General features: G+C 42.1%; 16 protein-coding genes, 2 tRNA genes and 1 rRNA gene. 16 read left to right on the forward strand and 3 right to left on the reverse strand.

The features are described 5' to 3' along the window. The 7 genes from rrf to tsaD form a co-directional block, all read left to right on the forward strand. Positions 1 to 95 (forward strand): 5S ribosomal RNA (rrf, locus tag J2S25_RS15955); the annotation flags it as partial. A 32-nt stretch (positions 96 to 127) separates the two neighbouring features. Next, positions 128 to 201 (forward strand) — tRNA-Met (locus tag J2S25_RS15960). A gap of 29 nt (positions 202 to 230) precedes the next feature. Beyond that, positions 231 to 306, forward strand: a tRNA-Asp gene (locus J2S25_RS15965). Between the two features lie 206 nt (positions 307 to 512). Further along, the gene (tsaE, locus tag J2S25_RS15970) at positions 513 to 965 is read left to right on the forward strand and encodes a tRNA (adenosine(37)-N6)-threonylcarbamoyltransferase complex ATPase subunit type 1 TsaE (RefSeq protein WP_307192363.1); all 453 of its coding nucleotides are present in this window, start codon (positions 513 to 515) and stop codon (positions 963 to 965) included. Further along, a complete protein-coding gene (gene tsaB / locus J2S25_RS15975) occupies positions 966 to 1,667 on the forward strand; it encodes a tRNA (adenosine(37)-N6)-threonylcarbamoyltransferase complex dimerization subunit type 1 TsaB (protein WP_307192364.1) in 702 nt (233 codons plus the stop codon). 13 nt (positions 1,668 to 1,680) lie between these two features. Continuing rightward, the gene (gene rimI, locus J2S25_RS15980; RefSeq protein ID WP_044391735.1) at positions 1,681 to 2,133 is read left to right on the forward strand and encodes a ribosomal protein S18-alanine N-acetyltransferase; all 453 of its coding nucleotides are present in this window, start codon (positions 1,681 to 1,683) and stop codon (positions 2,131 to 2,133) included. Then, positions 2,130 to 3,161, forward strand: coding sequence for a tRNA (adenosine(37)-N6)-threonylcarbamoyltransferase complex transferase subunit TsaD (gene tsaD, locus J2S25_RS15985; RefSeq protein WP_044391736.1), 1,032 nt, complete (start codon positions 2,130 to 2,132; stop codon positions 3,159 to 3,161). Before rimI ends, tsaD begins: the two co-directional genes overlap by 4 nt. Before the next feature lie 200 nt (positions 3,162 to 3,361). Here the strand turns inward: tsaD and J2S25_RS15990 are convergent, their stop codons facing one another. Further along, entirely contained in the window at positions 3,362 to 5,290 is a 1,929-nt protein-coding gene (locus tag J2S25_RS15990; RefSeq protein ID WP_307192365.1) for an ABC-F family ATP-binding cassette domain-containing protein, read from the reverse strand. 167 nt (positions 5,291 to 5,457) lie between these two features. Here J2S25_RS15990 and moaC point away from each other — a divergent pair, with 167 nt between their 5' ends. Further along, positions 5,458 to 5,952, forward strand: coding sequence for a cyclic pyranopterin monophosphate synthase MoaC (moaC, locus tag J2S25_RS15995; protein WP_307192366.1), 495 nt, complete (start codon positions 5,458 to 5,460; stop codon positions 5,950 to 5,952). A 28-nt stretch (positions 5,953 to 5,980) separates the two neighbouring features. Beyond that, positions 5,981 to 6,646, forward strand: coding sequence for a redox-sensing transcriptional repressor Rex (locus J2S25_RS16000; protein ID WP_044391739.1), 666 nt, complete (start codon positions 5,981 to 5,983; stop codon positions 6,644 to 6,646). A 24-nt stretch (positions 6,647 to 6,670) separates the two neighbouring features. Here the strand turns inward: J2S25_RS16000 and J2S25_RS16005 are convergent, their stop codons facing one another. Continuing rightward, complete coding sequence (locus J2S25_RS16005) at positions 6,671 to 6,874, reverse strand: YdiK family protein (RefSeq protein ID WP_307192367.1); 204 nt, start codon at positions 6,872 to 6,874, stop codon at positions 6,671 to 6,673. 3 nt (positions 6,875 to 6,877) lie between these two features. Next, the gene (locus tag J2S25_RS16010; RefSeq protein WP_307192368.1) at positions 6,878 to 7,609 is read right to left on the reverse strand and encodes a CPBP family intramembrane glutamic endopeptidase; all 732 of its coding nucleotides are present in this window, start codon (positions 7,607 to 7,609) and stop codon (positions 6,878 to 6,880) included. Positions 7,610 to 7,949: 340 nt separating this feature from the next. Between J2S25_RS16010 and groES the strand changes: the two genes are divergently transcribed. The 7 genes from groES to ureC all read left to right on the forward strand — a co-directional run bounded on the left by groES (position 7,950) and on the right by ureC (position 14,103). Continuing rightward, the gene (gene groES, locus J2S25_RS16015; protein WP_041967795.1) at positions 7,950 to 8,234 is read left to right on the forward strand and encodes a co-chaperone GroES; all 285 of its coding nucleotides are present in this window, start codon (positions 7,950 to 7,952) and stop codon (positions 8,232 to 8,234) included. A gap of 107 nt (positions 8,235 to 8,341) precedes the next feature. Next, positions 8,342 to 9,970 carry a chaperonin GroEL gene (groL, locus tag J2S25_RS16020; protein ID WP_044391749.1) on the forward strand — a complete coding sequence of 543 codons (1,629 nt, stop codon included), beginning with the start codon at positions 8,342 to 8,344 and terminating at the stop codon, positions 9,968 to 9,970. 416 nt (positions 9,971 to 10,386) lie between these two features. Then, a complete protein-coding gene (locus J2S25_RS16025; protein ID WP_052806957.1) occupies positions 10,387 to 10,959 on the forward strand; it encodes a hypothetical protein in 573 nt (190 codons plus the stop codon). Continuing rightward, positions 10,946 to 11,323 carry a hypothetical protein gene (locus J2S25_RS16030; RefSeq protein WP_307192369.1) on the forward strand — a complete coding sequence of 126 codons (378 nt, stop codon included), beginning with the start codon at positions 10,946 to 10,948 and terminating at the stop codon, positions 11,321 to 11,323. Before J2S25_RS16025 ends, J2S25_RS16030 begins: the two co-directional genes overlap by 14 nt. A gap of 429 nt (positions 11,324 to 11,752) precedes the next feature. Then, positions 11,753 to 12,055 (forward strand): urease subunit gamma, encoded by a 303-nt coding sequence (locus J2S25_RS16035; protein WP_044391754.1) that lies wholly within the window; start codon positions 11,753 to 11,755, stop codon positions 12,053 to 12,055. An 18-nt stretch (positions 12,056 to 12,073) separates the two neighbouring features. Then, positions 12,074 to 12,394, forward strand: coding sequence for an urease subunit beta (locus J2S25_RS16040; protein ID WP_044391755.1), 321 nt, complete (start codon positions 12,074 to 12,076; stop codon positions 12,392 to 12,394). Next, entirely contained in the window at positions 12,394 to 14,103 is a 1,710-nt protein-coding gene (gene ureC, locus J2S25_RS16045) for an urease subunit alpha (RefSeq protein WP_307192370.1), read from the forward strand. The genes J2S25_RS16040 and ureC overlap by 1 nt, the downstream gene beginning before the upstream one ends. Positions 14,104 to 14,107: the final 4 nt, after the last annotated feature.

The following is a 14,107-nucleotide window of genomic DNA, read 5'->3' on the forward strand; positions in this document are numbered from 1 at the left end:
GTCACACCCGTTCCCATACCGAACACGGAAGTTAAGCTTCTCAGCGCCGATGGTAGTTGGGGGTTTCCCCCTGTGAGAGTAGGACGCCGCCGGGCTGTTTGAATAATTAAATGGATATTATTATCGACGCGGGGTGGAGCAGTCCGGTAGCTCGTCGGGCTCATAACCCGAAGGTCGCAGGTTCAAATCCTGCCCCCGCAATAATCCATCTTTTCCATACATATTTTTTAGGTCCCGTGGTGTAGCGGTTAACATGCCTGCCTGTCACGCAGGAGATCGCCGGTTCGATCCCGGTCGGGACCGCCATTTTTTAGATTGTTAGAATCACAAAGCGGAACAGGGTTTCGTTTTTTTTGCTTTTAGAATAGGTTCTACCGACCTTGAAAAGTGGAAAATGCATGGTTTCTTTGCTCGTCCATGATAAATCGTGTAAACTACATATAGAATCGTCATCCTTAGGAGGCATCCTAAGGTTTTTTTGTCTTATAAAATTTGTTAGTTAGGTGATAGATATGGCGACTTATCAATTCATTTCAAAGCTTCCGGAAGACACGAGAAAATTCGCCCGGAGGCTGGCTGGACTTTTGCGGGCAGGTGACGTGATTGCGCTAGAAGGTGATTTGGGAGCAGGAAAGACGACTTTTACAAAGGGACTGGCAGAGGGTTTGGGAATCACCAGGAATGTGAACAGTCCTACTTTTACGATTATCAAGGAATATCAGGGGCGGCTACCTCTCTATCATATGGATGTGTACCGCGTGGAAGATGCGTTTGAAGATCTCGGATTTGAAGAATATTTTGAAGGCAACGGAGTAACGGTGGTGGAGTGGGCGCATCTTATTGAAGCTCAGCTGCCGAATGAACGGTTGCTACTTCAATTGTACTTGGAGGACAATGGCGCAAGGAGAATTGTCGCTGAGCCAAAGGGCGAGCACTATGAAGAATTGTGTAAGGAGATTTTTTAGATGAAGGTATTATCGATTGATACGTCTAATAATGTTTTGGGTATTGGTTTGTTGGATGGAAATATGGTTTTGGGTGAGTATATCTCCAATATAAAAAAAAATCATTCTGTTCGCGTGATGCCGGCGATTCAGACACTGATGGAGGAGTGCAATGTCAAACCGGATGAGTTATCGAAGATTGTTGTAGCGAAAGGGCCAGGTTCATATACAGGAGTCCGTATCGGTGTGACGATTGCCAAAACAATGGCCTGGACATTGAAGATTCCCCTATCAGGTGTTTCGAGCCTTCAGGTGGCAGCAGCTTCAGCAGGGCGTTATTTTAATGGGTTTTTATCGCCATTTTTTGATGCGAGGAGAGGCCAGATTTACACCGGTTTATATAAGTTTGAAAATCAAAGGCTGGAAGTTTTGAAAGACGATCGGCTAGTGATGTCAGCAGATTGGGGAAAAACATTGAACAATTTGGACAGCAATATTTTATTTATGAGCAATGATTTGGCACTCCATGAGGAAGTCTTGAAGCAGGAGCTAGGGAGTAAAGCTATTTTTGCGGAGATCACCGAGCTGAATCCCAGGCCGGCCGAACTTGGATTGTTAGGCAGGGATAAAGAGGCTGTGGACCTTCACACCTTTGTCCCTAACTATATCCGGTTGGCAGAAGCAGAGACAAACTGGCTGAAAGCGCAACAGAATAATAAATAAGTGGGAAGAGTAGATGAATAATACAATAACGTTTCGGAAAATGACAATTGATGATCTGGATGATGTGATGATCGTGGAGGCCAATTCCTTTACTTTACCATGGAGCAGGGAAGCATTTTTTAATGAGTTGACGAAAAATCAATTTGCTCAGTATTTGGTTGTCGAAGTGGATCAGCTGGTTGTGGGTTACTGTGGTGTATGGATCATTGTGGATGAAGCACATATCACAAATATTGCCGTGCTTCCGGATTACAGGGGCATGAAGCTTGGTGAGGCATTGATGGCGAGGGTAATAGAGCTTGCCAGTGATATGGGAGCATGTAGGATGACGCTTGAAGTGAGGGTAAGCAATGAAAGGGCTCAAAATCTTTACCGAAAGTTTGGATTCCAAAAAGGTGCCATTAGGAAGAAATATTATACAGACAATATGGAAGACGCTATAGTAATGTGGGTGAATTTATCATGACAAAAGACCAATTAATAATGGGAATAGAGACGAGCTGTGATGAGACTGCAGTAGCCATTATAAAAAACGGAAGGGAAATCCTTGCGAATATTGTGGCCTCCCAGATTGAGAGTCATAAACGATTTGGTGGTGTGGTCCCGGAGATCGCTTCGCGGCACCATGTCGAGCAAATCACGCTTGTGTTAGAGGAAGCACTCAGCCAGGCAAAAGTAGATATGAAAGAGCTCGATGCGATTGCTGTAACAGCAGGACCAGGTCTCGTTGGTGCGCTTTTAATCGGTGTAAATGCAGCCAAGGCTTTAGCCTTTGCTAACAACATTCCGCTGATAGGAGTTCATCATATTGCTGGCCATATATATGCAAACCGGCTTGTTGCTGAGATGAAGTTCCCGCTGCTTGCGCTTGTCGTGTCTGGGGGGCATACAGAGCTTGTTTATATGAAGGAGCATGGTTATTTCGAGGTGATAGGGGAGACGCGTGACGACGCAGCAGGAGAGGCCTATGATAAGGTTGCTCGTACCCTGAATCTTCCTTATCCAGGCGGTCCGCATATTGATAGGCTTGCCCATGAAGGAAAGGCAACCATTAAGCTGCCAAGAGCCTGGCTAGAGGAAGGGTCCTATGATTTCAGTTTCAGCGGTCTGAAATCCGCTGTGATCAATGTTGTCCATAATGCACAGCAACGAGGAGGAGAAATTGTTCCGGAAGAGCTTGCAGCCAGCTTTCAGGAGAGTGTTATTGATGTTTTAGTCACGAAGACGCAAAAGGCAGTTAAGGAATACGGTGTAAAACAAGTGTTGCTGGCTGGAGGGGTTGCGGCCAATAAAGGACTGAGAGCAAAATTATCTGCAGTTTTTGCCGATTCGGATGTGGAGCTCGTCATTCCTCCGCTGTCCTTATGCACCGATAATGCAGCAATGATCGCGGCTGCAGGAAGTGTCATGTACGAGAAAGGGCAAAGAGCGGGGTTAACACTGAATGGAGACCCTGGGCTAGAGATCACAATCCACAACCAAAATCGCGGGTAAAAAATCTTTTAGCACCAAATATTTGTGGATAAGTAGATAAGTAAGCTTGTTTTTGTGGATAATGTGGAAAACTCTATGGATAACCTTTAAATTAGTCTTTCCTATGTGAATAACTGTGTGAACAAAAAGTCCCGGTTTTTACTATTACATTTTGAGCAAAATATGAAACCGGATATATTCATATCCGGTTTTTCTCATTTCTATGCCAATTCTGTCCATTCTTCCATCAGCTCGTCGATTTTTTCTTTCAGGCTTTCGATTTTGGAGTGGATTTCTGCTGCTTTTTCGTGATCTTGGAAGATGTTTGGGTCACAAAGCAATTCTTCGTATTCGGCGGCCTCTGTCTCGAGCTTGTCAATCAGCGCTTCGACTTCTTCCATACGCCGCTTGCGCTGACGTTCCAGCTTCTTTGCCTCTTTATCCTGTTCGTAGGAGGTTTTGTCCTGTTTGACTGATTCGGTAACCTTGCCAGCCGCTATTGCAGCCTGTCTGGCAAGTGCCTTCAGTTCTTCCTGATCTAATTTCTTTTCGACGTAGTAATCATAATCACCTAAATATTCTGTTGCCCCACTGCGGTTCAGCTCCAGAACCTTTGTGGCGATCCTGTTTATAAAATAACGGTCATGGGAAACAAACAGGATGGTGCCCGGATAATCAATCAAAGCATTCTCTAGAACTTCCTTGCTGTCCAGATCGAGATGGTTTGTTGGTTCATCTAGAATGAGAAAATTGGAATTTTGCAGCATCAGCTTGGCAAGTGCCAACCGTGCTTTTTCACCGCCGCTCAGGGTAGAAACGATTTTTAACACATCATCGCCTGAAAACAGGAAGTTGCCCAATACGGTGCGGATTTCCTTTTCGGATTTCAGCGGGTGCTCGTCCCATAGCTCGTTTAAAACCCGTTTATTCGAACTCAACTCTGCCTGTTCCTGGTCATAATAGCCGATCGAGACATGGGAGCCATATTGGATGCTGCCAGCGATCGATGGCAGGTTTTCAACAATGGTTTTCAGCAATGTCGACTTTCCAACACCATTAGGTCCGACCAGTGCCGTACTATCACCGCGAGAAAGATGGAAGGTAATATCCTTTGACACGGGCTGGTTGTGATAGCCAACTGAAAGGGCGTCCACTCTCAAGACATCATTTCCGCTCTGGCGCTCGATCTGGAAGCTGAAGGAAGCGGATTTTTCGTCAGCTAACGGCCTGTCCACTCGGTCTATCTTCTCTAACTGCTTCCGGCGACTTTGGGCGCGTTTTGTTGTCGAGGCCCTGGCAAGGTTCCGCTGGATAAAGTCCTGAAGCTTGGAGATTTCATCCTGCTGTTTTTCATAAAGCTTCAGGTCGCGTTCGTAATTTGCGGCTTTCTGATGCAAATACGAACTGTAATTTCCTGGGAATTTCGTCAGCTGATGGCGGGAGATTTCGTATACCTGGTTCACTACCTTATCGAGAAAATAACGATCATGAGAAACAATCAAAATGGCCCCATCATAGCCTTGAAGATACTGTTCAAGCCAAGAAAGTGTATCTATGTCAAGATGGTTTGTCGGCTCATCAAGGATCAAGATGTCAGGATGCGTTAATAACAGCTTAGCGAGTGCAAGCCTTGTTTTCTGTCCACCGCTTAAAGTGGAGATTTTTGTGGAATAATCAAAAGACTGAAAGTTCAGGCCGTGAAGGACCGAACGAATATCTGCTTCGTATTGATAACCGCCTTGCTCCTTGAACTGAACTTGACAAAGGTCATAATCTTTCAAAATTCTAGCATACTCTGCTTCATTGGAAAGGATTCCAGGATCAGACATGGTCTCCTCAAGCCGCCGCAGCTCTTTTTCCATGCTGCGCAATTCGTCAAAAACAGCGAGCATCTCTTCCCAGATGCTTTTCTCGGATTCCAGTCCGGTATTCTGGGCAAGATAGCCGATCGATGTGCCTTTCGGGCGGATGATGTCTCCACCGTCATGTGATTCATAGCCAGCAATGATTTTCAGCAGGGTTGATTTTCCAGCACCATTCCTGCCGACCAGGGCAACTCGATCATTAGTCTGTATTTCAAACTTAATATTCGCTAAAATAAGATCAGCCGCAAAATATTTTGAGAGCTGATTAACTTGTAATAAAATCATTTTTTTTTTCACCTCTAATGCCTTATGGATAGTGTAACCCAAACTAAAGGGCTCGGCAATATTTGCTTGTGAGGGGAGACATTCAGCCTTAACATGTAAGGATAGAAACAAAGTTCACACACAAGTTTGTGAAAATAGTGTATTATTTGGTTGAAAGGAGCTTGAGCATGGCAGAATTTACGCATTTTAATGATGAGGGAAGAGCGAAGATGGTCGATGTCAGTGAAAAACCAGAGACCGTCCGTACGGCAGTTGCCCATTCAAGCATTACCGTTAATGAAGATATATATGGCAGAATTACCGAAAATAAAATAAAAAAAGGCGACGTACTAGCGGTCGCTCAGGTTGCTGGCATCATGGCAGCCAAGAAGACTTCCGAGATTATTCCTATGTGCCATCCGATTCCCTTAACAGGCATAGACATTTCATTTGCTTGGGAGCAAAATGGGAGTGACTATACTCTCGCAATTGCTGCAGCAGTTAAAACGAAAGGAAACACAGGTGTAGAAATGGAAGCGTTAACAGCAGCATCTGCATGCGCGCTGACTGTTTATGATATGTGCAAGGCCGTAGACAAAGGCATGGTGATTGGCAAGACATATCTTTTAGAAAAAACCGGCGGGAAAAATGGTGATTTTAAGCGAGATGAGAAGATAAAATAGAAATACAAACAGGGTGGAGGATTTGAGAATGACCAACGATGGAATGAAGATTCCGCAAGCAACGGCAAAACGTTTGCCTCTCTATTACCGATTTTTATTGAACTTGCATTCTTCAGGCAAGCAAAGGGTTTCGTCTGCGGAACTGAGTGAGGCTGTCAAAGTAGATTCAGCGACGATCAGAAGGGACTTTTCCTATTTTGGGGCTTTGGGCAAAAAGGGTTACGGTTATAATGTAAACTATCTGCTGACTTTTTTTCGAAAGACGCTGGACCAGGATGAACTTACAAAGGTCGGTCTAATCGGTGTCGGAAATTTGGGCACCGCTTTTTTGAACTATAATTTTTCCAAAAACAATAATACGAAAATTAAAATTGCCTTTGACGTTGATCCGAATAAGGTGGGAACACAGATTGGCGATGTACCAGTCTATCACATGGATGATCTTGACAAGGTTCTTATAGAGGAAGGCATTCAGGTTGCAATTCTGACGGTGCCCTCCACCGTGGCACAGTCGATTACGGACAGATTGGTGCAGGCAAATGTAAAGGGAATTCTTAACTTTACACCGGCAAGGCTGAATGTACCGACTTCCATCAGAATCCATCATATTGATCTCGCAGTAGAATTGCAATCGTTGATTTATTTCTTGAAGCATTATCCAACCGACGCGGAAATAACGGAAGTGGAAGAATAAAAATAGCTCCTTCAGATGAAGGAGCTATTTTTTATTCTGGTTATTCTTCAGTTTGAAATGGAACAGGACCATTCTGATGCCGGACCCAAAGTCGAATGTTGCAAGGGCTACGAGCAAATAGCTGAAAAACCCCCAGCCTGTTTCGTTGACATTCTGGATCGCGAAATAGGTAAATAAGCTGCCTAACAAGATATAGACAACGCCTGAAAATATAGGCGATTGCTTCATGACTTAAAATCCCCCAATAAAGCTTTGAATTTTTTCTGCTTCTTTTATCATTCTCTCAATGTCTTCTCGAAATACCGATTGAAGCATAACAACCATTGTATTCATTGTAACATGGGCAATGATCGGCACAATGATCCGTTTTGTTTTCACATATAGAAAGGCAAAAGTGAATCCCATAGCTGAGTATAGGATCACATGTTCAGGCTCCATATGGGCCAACGCAAAAATAACGGAACTGATCAAGGCGGCAAAGAAAAAGTTCATTTTCTGGTGCAGTCTCCCAAAAATAATCTTTCGGAAGACGATTTCCTCTAGAATTGGACCAATAATCGAGCTGACAAGGATGACAACCGGGAATTGTGTAATCAGTTTGATGATTTGCTGAGTATTCTCTGAGCCCATTTCAATTCCCAGCATGCTTTCTATAGTACCTGCAATCGACTGGGCAAACAAGGCAAGAAATACCCCGCCGAATGCCCAGGCAGCCGAGCTTGCCGGTGAAGAAGCGTCGCGAAAATCAGTGTCCTTCGTTCTTTCCTTCCTTAAAATTAGAAGGATGATCAAGAGTGTCAGTGAAAAGCTGATCACTAGCCAGTATGGAATCGCGAGGGTTTGCATTTCCTCCAGACTTTTTCCCATGGCAGTTCCGATAAAGACAACAAACGGTACACCGACCAAGCTGGAAATCTGCATGACGATATAGGCAATAATGACGAACCAGTATTCCTTTTTCAAAATGAAAACTCCTTCTAGTAGGATCGGTTTATTTGAAGATGTGCAGCTATTATAGAAATGCTATCTATCCATTTTACTAGTAAGTGTTGGGAAAGTTCAAATATCAGGTTGTCTTCTAACTATTTTTAGCAAAATTCCAGGGAACAGGCGGTCATATAAGCGATCCCACATAAGAATAAGAAAGACGGTTTAGAAGCTGTTTAGAAAATTTTATAAAAAAATTATCCTTCCTGCTTGCAAAAAAAATCGAGATTCATTATTATATAAATTGTGTTAGCACTCTATAAAGGTGAGTGCTAATAAACAAGAATCTACATATAATTTGAGGAGGTTGTTTCACTTGATCAAGCCATTAGGAGATCGTATTATTATCGAGCTTGTTGAGTCTGAAGAAAAAACTGCAAGCGGTATCGTTTTACCCGACACAGCGAAAGAAAAACCTCAAGAAGGAAAAGTCGTAGCTGTTGGTACTGGCCGTGTACTTGAAAACGGAGAGCGCGTTGCTCTTGAAGTTGAAGTCGGAAACCGCATCATCTTCTCAAAATACGCAGGCACAGAAGTGAAGTATCAGGGAACTGAATACCTGATCCTACGTGAAAACGACATTTTAGCAGTAGTAGAATAGAATAGCGGAAGCGCCAACGTCTCGAGGGACTAGGCGCTAAAGCTAGACACAAACAAAAGTGTAGAGATTCATATAACAAATAAAAATCCTAAGGAGGTTTTTCTACCATGGCAAAAGAAATTAAATTCAGTGAAGAAGCTCGCCGCGCGATGCTTCGCGGCGTAGATTCTCTTGCAAATGCAGTAAAAGTAACTCTTGGACCAAAAGGACGTAACGTGGTACTTGAGAAGAAATTTGGTTCACCATTAATCACGAACGATGGTGTTACAATCGCAAAAGAAATCGAACTTGAAGATGCATTCGAAAACATGGGTGCTAAGCTGGTAGCTGAAGTAGCAAGCAAGACAAATGATGTTGCTGGTGACGGTACAACTACTGCAACCGTTCTTGCTCAGGCGATGATCCGCGAAGGTCTTAAGAACGTAACTGCCGGAGCGAACCCAATGGGTATCCGTAAAGGGATGGAAAAAGCTGTTATTAAAGCAGTTGAAGAGTTAAAGGCTATTTCTAAGCCAATCGAAGGGAAGGCTTCTATCGCTCAAGTTGCCGCAATCTCTGCTGATGACGTAGAAGTGGGCCAATTGATCGCTGAAGCAATGGAGCGTGTTGGCAACGATGGCGTAATCACAATCGAGGAATCTAAAGGCTTCACAACAGAATTGGATGTTGTGGAAGGTATGCAGTTCGACCGCGGATATGCATCACCTTATATGGTAACTGATTCTGACAAAATGGAAGCAGTTCTTGAAAACCCATATATCCTGATTACTGACAAGAAAATTGGCAGCATCCAGGAAATTCTTCCTGTTCTTGAGCAGGTTGTCCAACAAGGTAAGCCATTATTGCTTATTGCGGAAGATGTTGAAGGAGAAGCACTTGCAACATTGGTAGTCAACAAGCTTCGCGGAACATTCAACGCAGTTGCAGTAAAAGCTCCTGGCTTCGGCGACCGCCGCAAAGCAATGCTAGAAGATATCGCTGCATTAACTGGCGGCGAATTGATCACGGAAGAATTAGGCCGCGACCTTAAGTCTGCTACGATCACCTCTTTAGGACGCGCTTCTAAAGTTGTTGTTACAAAAGAAAACACCACGATCGTGGAGGGTGCTGGAGACAGCGCACAAATCAAAAGCCGTATCAACCAGATCCGTGTGCAAATGGAAGAAACAACTTCTGAATTTGACCGTGAAAAGCTGCAAGAGCGCCTAGCAAAGCTAGCTGGCGGCGTTGCAGTCATCAAGGTTGGTGCTGCTACTGAAACTGAATTGAAAGAACGTAAGCTTCGCATTGAAGATGCCCTTAACTCAACTCGCGCTGCAGTGGAAGAAGGGATCGTTGCAGGCGGAGGCGTTGCGCTTCTAAACGTATACAAAAAAGTATCCGAAATCCAGGCAGAAGGCGACGAAGCTACTGGTGTGAACATTGTTCTTCGTGCAATTGAAGAACCAGTTCGCCAAATTGCTCACAACGCAGGCCTTGAAGGCTCAGTCATCGTTGAGCGCTTGAAGCGCGAAGAAGTCGGCACAGGCTTCAACGCTGCAACTGGCGAGTGGGTAAACATGATCGAAGCTGGTATCGTTGACCCAACAAAAGTTACACGCTCTGCTCTACAAAACGCAGCATCCGTATCTGCAATGTTCCTGACTACTGAAGCAGTAGTTGCTGACATTCCAGAAGAAAACGGCGGCGGCATGCCTGACATGAGCGGCATGGGTGGAATGGGCGGCATGATGTAATAAGTGCCTCCAACCCTTGATATGAGTGGGTTTTGTAGGGTGCTTAGAGTGATTTGCTAACATTTTGCTAATATTGAGGATTTTAACGGAGGCTTCTCATAAGTTGAGCAAACTTGTGGGAAGCTTCTTTTTGGTTTCTTGTTGAATATGAAGTCAGTAGACTTTGTGAGCTTTATAAAAATGGCTTGGCGATTGCGAAGGAAGAGGACAACTTACCATGAAGAAAGTATTGTATCGCTTTTATTTAGATTTTGAAAAAGAAGAAAATTGGGTTATGATATGGGAGCGTAAGAAGAAATCGGCGCATTATTAGTGAGTGTTCACCTATTAATATTCTAATGAGAATGGTTATTTTGTTGATATTTTTAATGATATAATGAAGATAGAATGCAAAAACCTGATAGAGGTGGAATAAGGTGACTAATTCTAATTCTAATAATATTGGATTAATGGATAAGGATAAGTTGTTAGAGATATTTGATTATCTAAATGAACGGCTAAAAGAAAATTTATTGCAACTAGAGATAACAATTTATGGTGGTTCTATTATGACGATGGTATATGATAATAGACCAGCAACTAAAGATATAGACTGTGTGTTTGGTAACACTAATACGAAATTATTGGATAACATATTAGCCCAAACCAAGTTTATTTTTAATCTTTCAGAGGGTTGGATAAATGAAGAGATTAAGGAGCCGCTGAAAGCCATTTTAAGAGAAGATAAAGAAACCTATAAGGTATATTCCAACTTAAAAATTTTAAAACCTAGGGCAGAACAATTGTTAGCAATGAAAATATTAGCAGCTAGACCAGAACCTGCTAAGGATTTTGTTGATGCCTTTTTACTATGTAAAGATTTAGGTATTACTACTAAAAATGAACTTTTAACTATTTTTAATAATTATATACCGCTAACTCTAATCGGCGAGAGACAAATAAATTTTATAAAATATTTAGGAAAGGATTTAGGATATGATTGGGAATAAGTATTTACTTTCATTATTCGAGTATCCTGATGAAGATACAAGTTTAAATCAATTATTAGAAATCCTAAGAACAAAGGATATGGAGTTTATTGAGAGTCTTATCAATCCAATAGATTTAGAATTATGTAATGATACTGAGTTAACATACTTAACTAAAGTATCAGCCTTGATAGATTATTATTTGCAAATTTATTCTATTGAAGTACCAAGTTGGCTTAGAAATGAAAAATTATCGTTTACTCATCCTTATTATCATTCTAAGCGAATAAGTGATTTTGACAGATTTAAATTACAATATACAAGTCCTGCTCCCTTTAGGGCAAAAAATGTTTATTTTAATTTAGAAGGTATTAAAAGAGTGTAACAAAAAGATGACTGGAATTTTCGGGAAGCTTCTTCTAACTTGAAAATGAGTTAATCTTAAAGGTTGTACCTCTAAAAAACCTGATCGATTCATTTTTGCTATAGTATTCCAATCTATCTGTTAATCATTGGGCAACACTACACCATAATGCCCTAGAACCCTTGATAGGATTTGGTTTTGTAGTAAGAGAGTGGTTTGCTAATATGGATGTTTTTATAGAGGCTTTTCAAAAGTTCACTGAACTTTTGGGAGGCTTCTTTTTCTTTTTGTGATGGTCCAATTATCCGGGAAAGGAGTGTTGAAAACCGGCCCTACTTGTCCTAACGTATCTATTTTTTCATTTTTTAAAATATTTTTATGTAAGGTAATCTTACATCGAATATTAAACGATGTGCTAATTGGGTTATATTGAATGAAGGGGTGAAATAAATGAAGCTTACTTCGCGGGAAATGGAGAAATTAATGATCGTTGTAGCAGCTGACTTAGCACGGCGTAGGCAAAAACGAGGGTTGAAGCTTAATTATCCAGAGGCTATTGCTATTATTACATATGAAGTCCTTGAAGGTGCGCGGGATGGAAAGACGGTAGCTCAGTTAATGCAGTTCGGTGCCACAATATTATCAAGGGAAGATGTAATGGAGGGTGTTCCTGAGATGATTCATGATATTCAGGTGGAGGCAACTTTTCCGGATGGGACAAAGCTTGTGACGGTGCATGACCCAATTCGTTAATAAAAGGAGGAGTAGGCAATGATTCCTGGTGAGTATGTGTTGAAAAAAGAAATGATTGTATGCAACGAAAATAAACAAGCGAAGAAGATTCAAGTTCTCAATAGAGGAGACCGACCGATTCAAATAGGGTCGCATTTTCATTTCCTTGAAGTCAATTCAGGTTTACACTTTGACCGGGAACAAGCCTTTGGAATGCACATTAATATTCCTGCTGGTACTGCTGTACGTTTTGAGCCTGGAGTTCAAAAGGAAGTAGAACTTGTTCCATTTTCAGGCGAACAAATGGTCTACGGTTTAAATAACAAAACAAATGGTCCGGTAGGAAAGGTGGTTGATTAATGAGCTTTAAAATGCCGAGAAAGCAGTATGCTGATATGTTTGGTCCAACAGTTGGAGATGCCGTCCGTTTGGCAGATACCGAACTATTTATTGAGATTGAAAAAGATTATACAACCTATGGAGACGAAGTGAAGTTTGGCGGTGGCAAGGTTATCCGAGATGGAATGGGGCAGCATCCCTTAGCGACTAGAGCTGAGAGTGTCGACTTAGTTTTCACCAATGCTATTATTCTCGATTATACAGGCATTTATAAAGCTGATATTGGGGTGAAGGATGGTTATATTACTGCTATTGGAAAAGCGGGAAACCCACTATTGATGGACAATGTTGATATTGTTATTGGTGCTTCTACAGAAGTAATTGCTGCAGAGGGAAAAATAGTAACTGCGGGTGGGATTGATGCTCATATTCATTTCATATCTCCCGGGCAGATTGAGACTGCCCTTTCCTCTGGGATTACGACAATGTTAGGTGGGGGTACAGGTCCTGCAACAGGAACAAATGCAACAACTTGTACACCGGGACCATGGAATATTCATGGAATGCTTCTTGCTGCAGAAGAATATCCGATGAATCTTGGATTTTTCGGAAAGGGAAATTCTTCAGATGAAAAACCTCTTATTGAACAGGTAGAAGCAGGAGCTATTGGATTAAAGCTTCATGAAGATTGGGGAACAACTGCTGCGACGATTGATACTAGTTTAAAAGTAGCGGATCAGTTTGATATTCAAGTTGCTATCCACACAGACACTTTAAATGAAGGAGGGTTTGTGGAAGATACCTTAGCTGCTATCGATGGCAGGGTTATCCATACTTTTCATACGGAAGGCGCTGGAGGTGGGCATGCTCCAGATATTATTAAAGCAGCTGGATATTCTAATATTCTTCCTTCCTCTACAAATCCAACTCGTCCATTTACAGTAAACACACTGGAAGAACATCTAGATATGCTTATGGTTTGTCATCACTTGGATCCGAGTGTTCCGGAGGACGTTGCTTTTGCGGATTCAAGAATTAGAAAGGAAACAATTGCAGCTGAAGATATTTTACATGACCTAGGTGTGTTCAGTATGATTTCTTCGGACTCGCAGGCAATGGGACGTGTAGGGGAGGTGATTTCCCGCACATGGCAAACAGCCGATAAAATGAAGAAGCAACGAGGCAAGCTGCAAGAGGACCTCTCAGTAGGAGATAACTTTCGGATCAAAAGATATATTGCCAAATACACCATTAACCCAGCAATTGTACATGGTATTTCGGAATATGTGGGATCTGTGGAGGTGGGGAAATTTGCTGATTTAGTTTTGTGGGACCCAGCATTTTTTGGAGTGAAACCAGATCTTATTCTAAAAGGTGGGATGATTGCTCATAGTATAATGGGTGATCCAAATGCGAGTATTCCTACTCCTCAGCCTGTCTTATATCGCCCAATGTTTGCAAGTCATGGAAAATTGAAATATCGAACATCGATAACTTTCGTTTCTAAGGCTGCATATGAAAATGGCATTCATACGAAGTTAGGACTTCAAAAAGAAATCAAGTGTGTTTCGGGAACCCGGAATATATCAAAAAAATCAATGATATTTAATGATGCAACACCAAATATCGAAGTTGATCCGCAAACATACGAAGTTCGTGTGGAGGGGGAATTGATTACATGTGAACCAGCTGAAGTTGTTCCAATGGCCCAGCGTTATTTCTTATTTTGAGGTG

The organism is Mesobacillus stamsii (assembly GCF_030814065.1).
Lineage (GTDB): Bacteria > Bacillota > Bacilli > Bacillales > Cytobacillaceae > Mesobacillus > Mesobacillus stamsii.

Coding starts and splice junctions, on each gene's coding strand:
- groL (WP_044391749.1), top strand. CDS start 8,342: ATGGCAAAAGAAATTAAATTCAGTGAAGAAGCTCGCCGCGCGATGCTT.
- tsaD (WP_044391736.1), top strand. CDS start 2,130: ATGACAAAAGACCAATTAATAATGGGAATAGAGACGAGCTGTGATGAG.
- tsaB (WP_307192364.1), top strand. CDS start 966: ATGAAGGTATTATCGATTGATACGTCTAATAATGTTTTGGGTATTGGT.
- moaC (WP_307192366.1), top strand. CDS start 5,458: ATGGCAGAATTTACGCATTTTAATGATGAGGGAAGAGCGAAGATGGTC.
- tsaE (WP_307192363.1), top strand. CDS start 513: ATGGCGACTTATCAATTCATTTCAAAGCTTCCGGAAGACACGAGAAAA.
- rimI (WP_044391735.1), top strand. CDS start 1,681: ATGAATAATACAATAACGTTTCGGAAAATGACAATTGATGATCTGGAT.
- J2S25_RS15990 (WP_307192365.1), bottom strand. CDS start 5,290: ATGATTTTATTACAAGTTAATCAGCTCTCAAAATATTTTGCGGCTGAT.
- J2S25_RS16030 (WP_307192369.1), top strand. CDS start 10,946: ATGATTGGGAATAAGTATTTACTTTCATTATTCGAGTATCCTGATGAA.
- J2S25_RS16040 (WP_044391755.1), top strand. CDS start 12,074: ATGATTCCTGGTGAGTATGTGTTGAAAAAAGAAATGATTGTATGCAAC.
- ureC (WP_307192370.1), top strand. CDS start 12,394: ATGAGCTTTAAAATGCCGAGAAAGCAGTATGCTGATATGTTTGGTCCA.
- J2S25_RS16000 (WP_044391739.1), top strand. CDS start 5,981: ATGACCAACGATGGAATGAAGATTCCGCAAGCAACGGCAAAACGTTTG.
- J2S25_RS16005 (WP_307192367.1), bottom strand. CDS start 6,874: ATGAAGCAATCGCCTATATTTTCAGGCGTTGTCTATATCTTGTTAGGC.
- J2S25_RS16035 (WP_044391754.1), top strand. CDS start 11,753: ATGAAGCTTACTTCGCGGGAAATGGAGAAATTAATGATCGTTGTAGCA.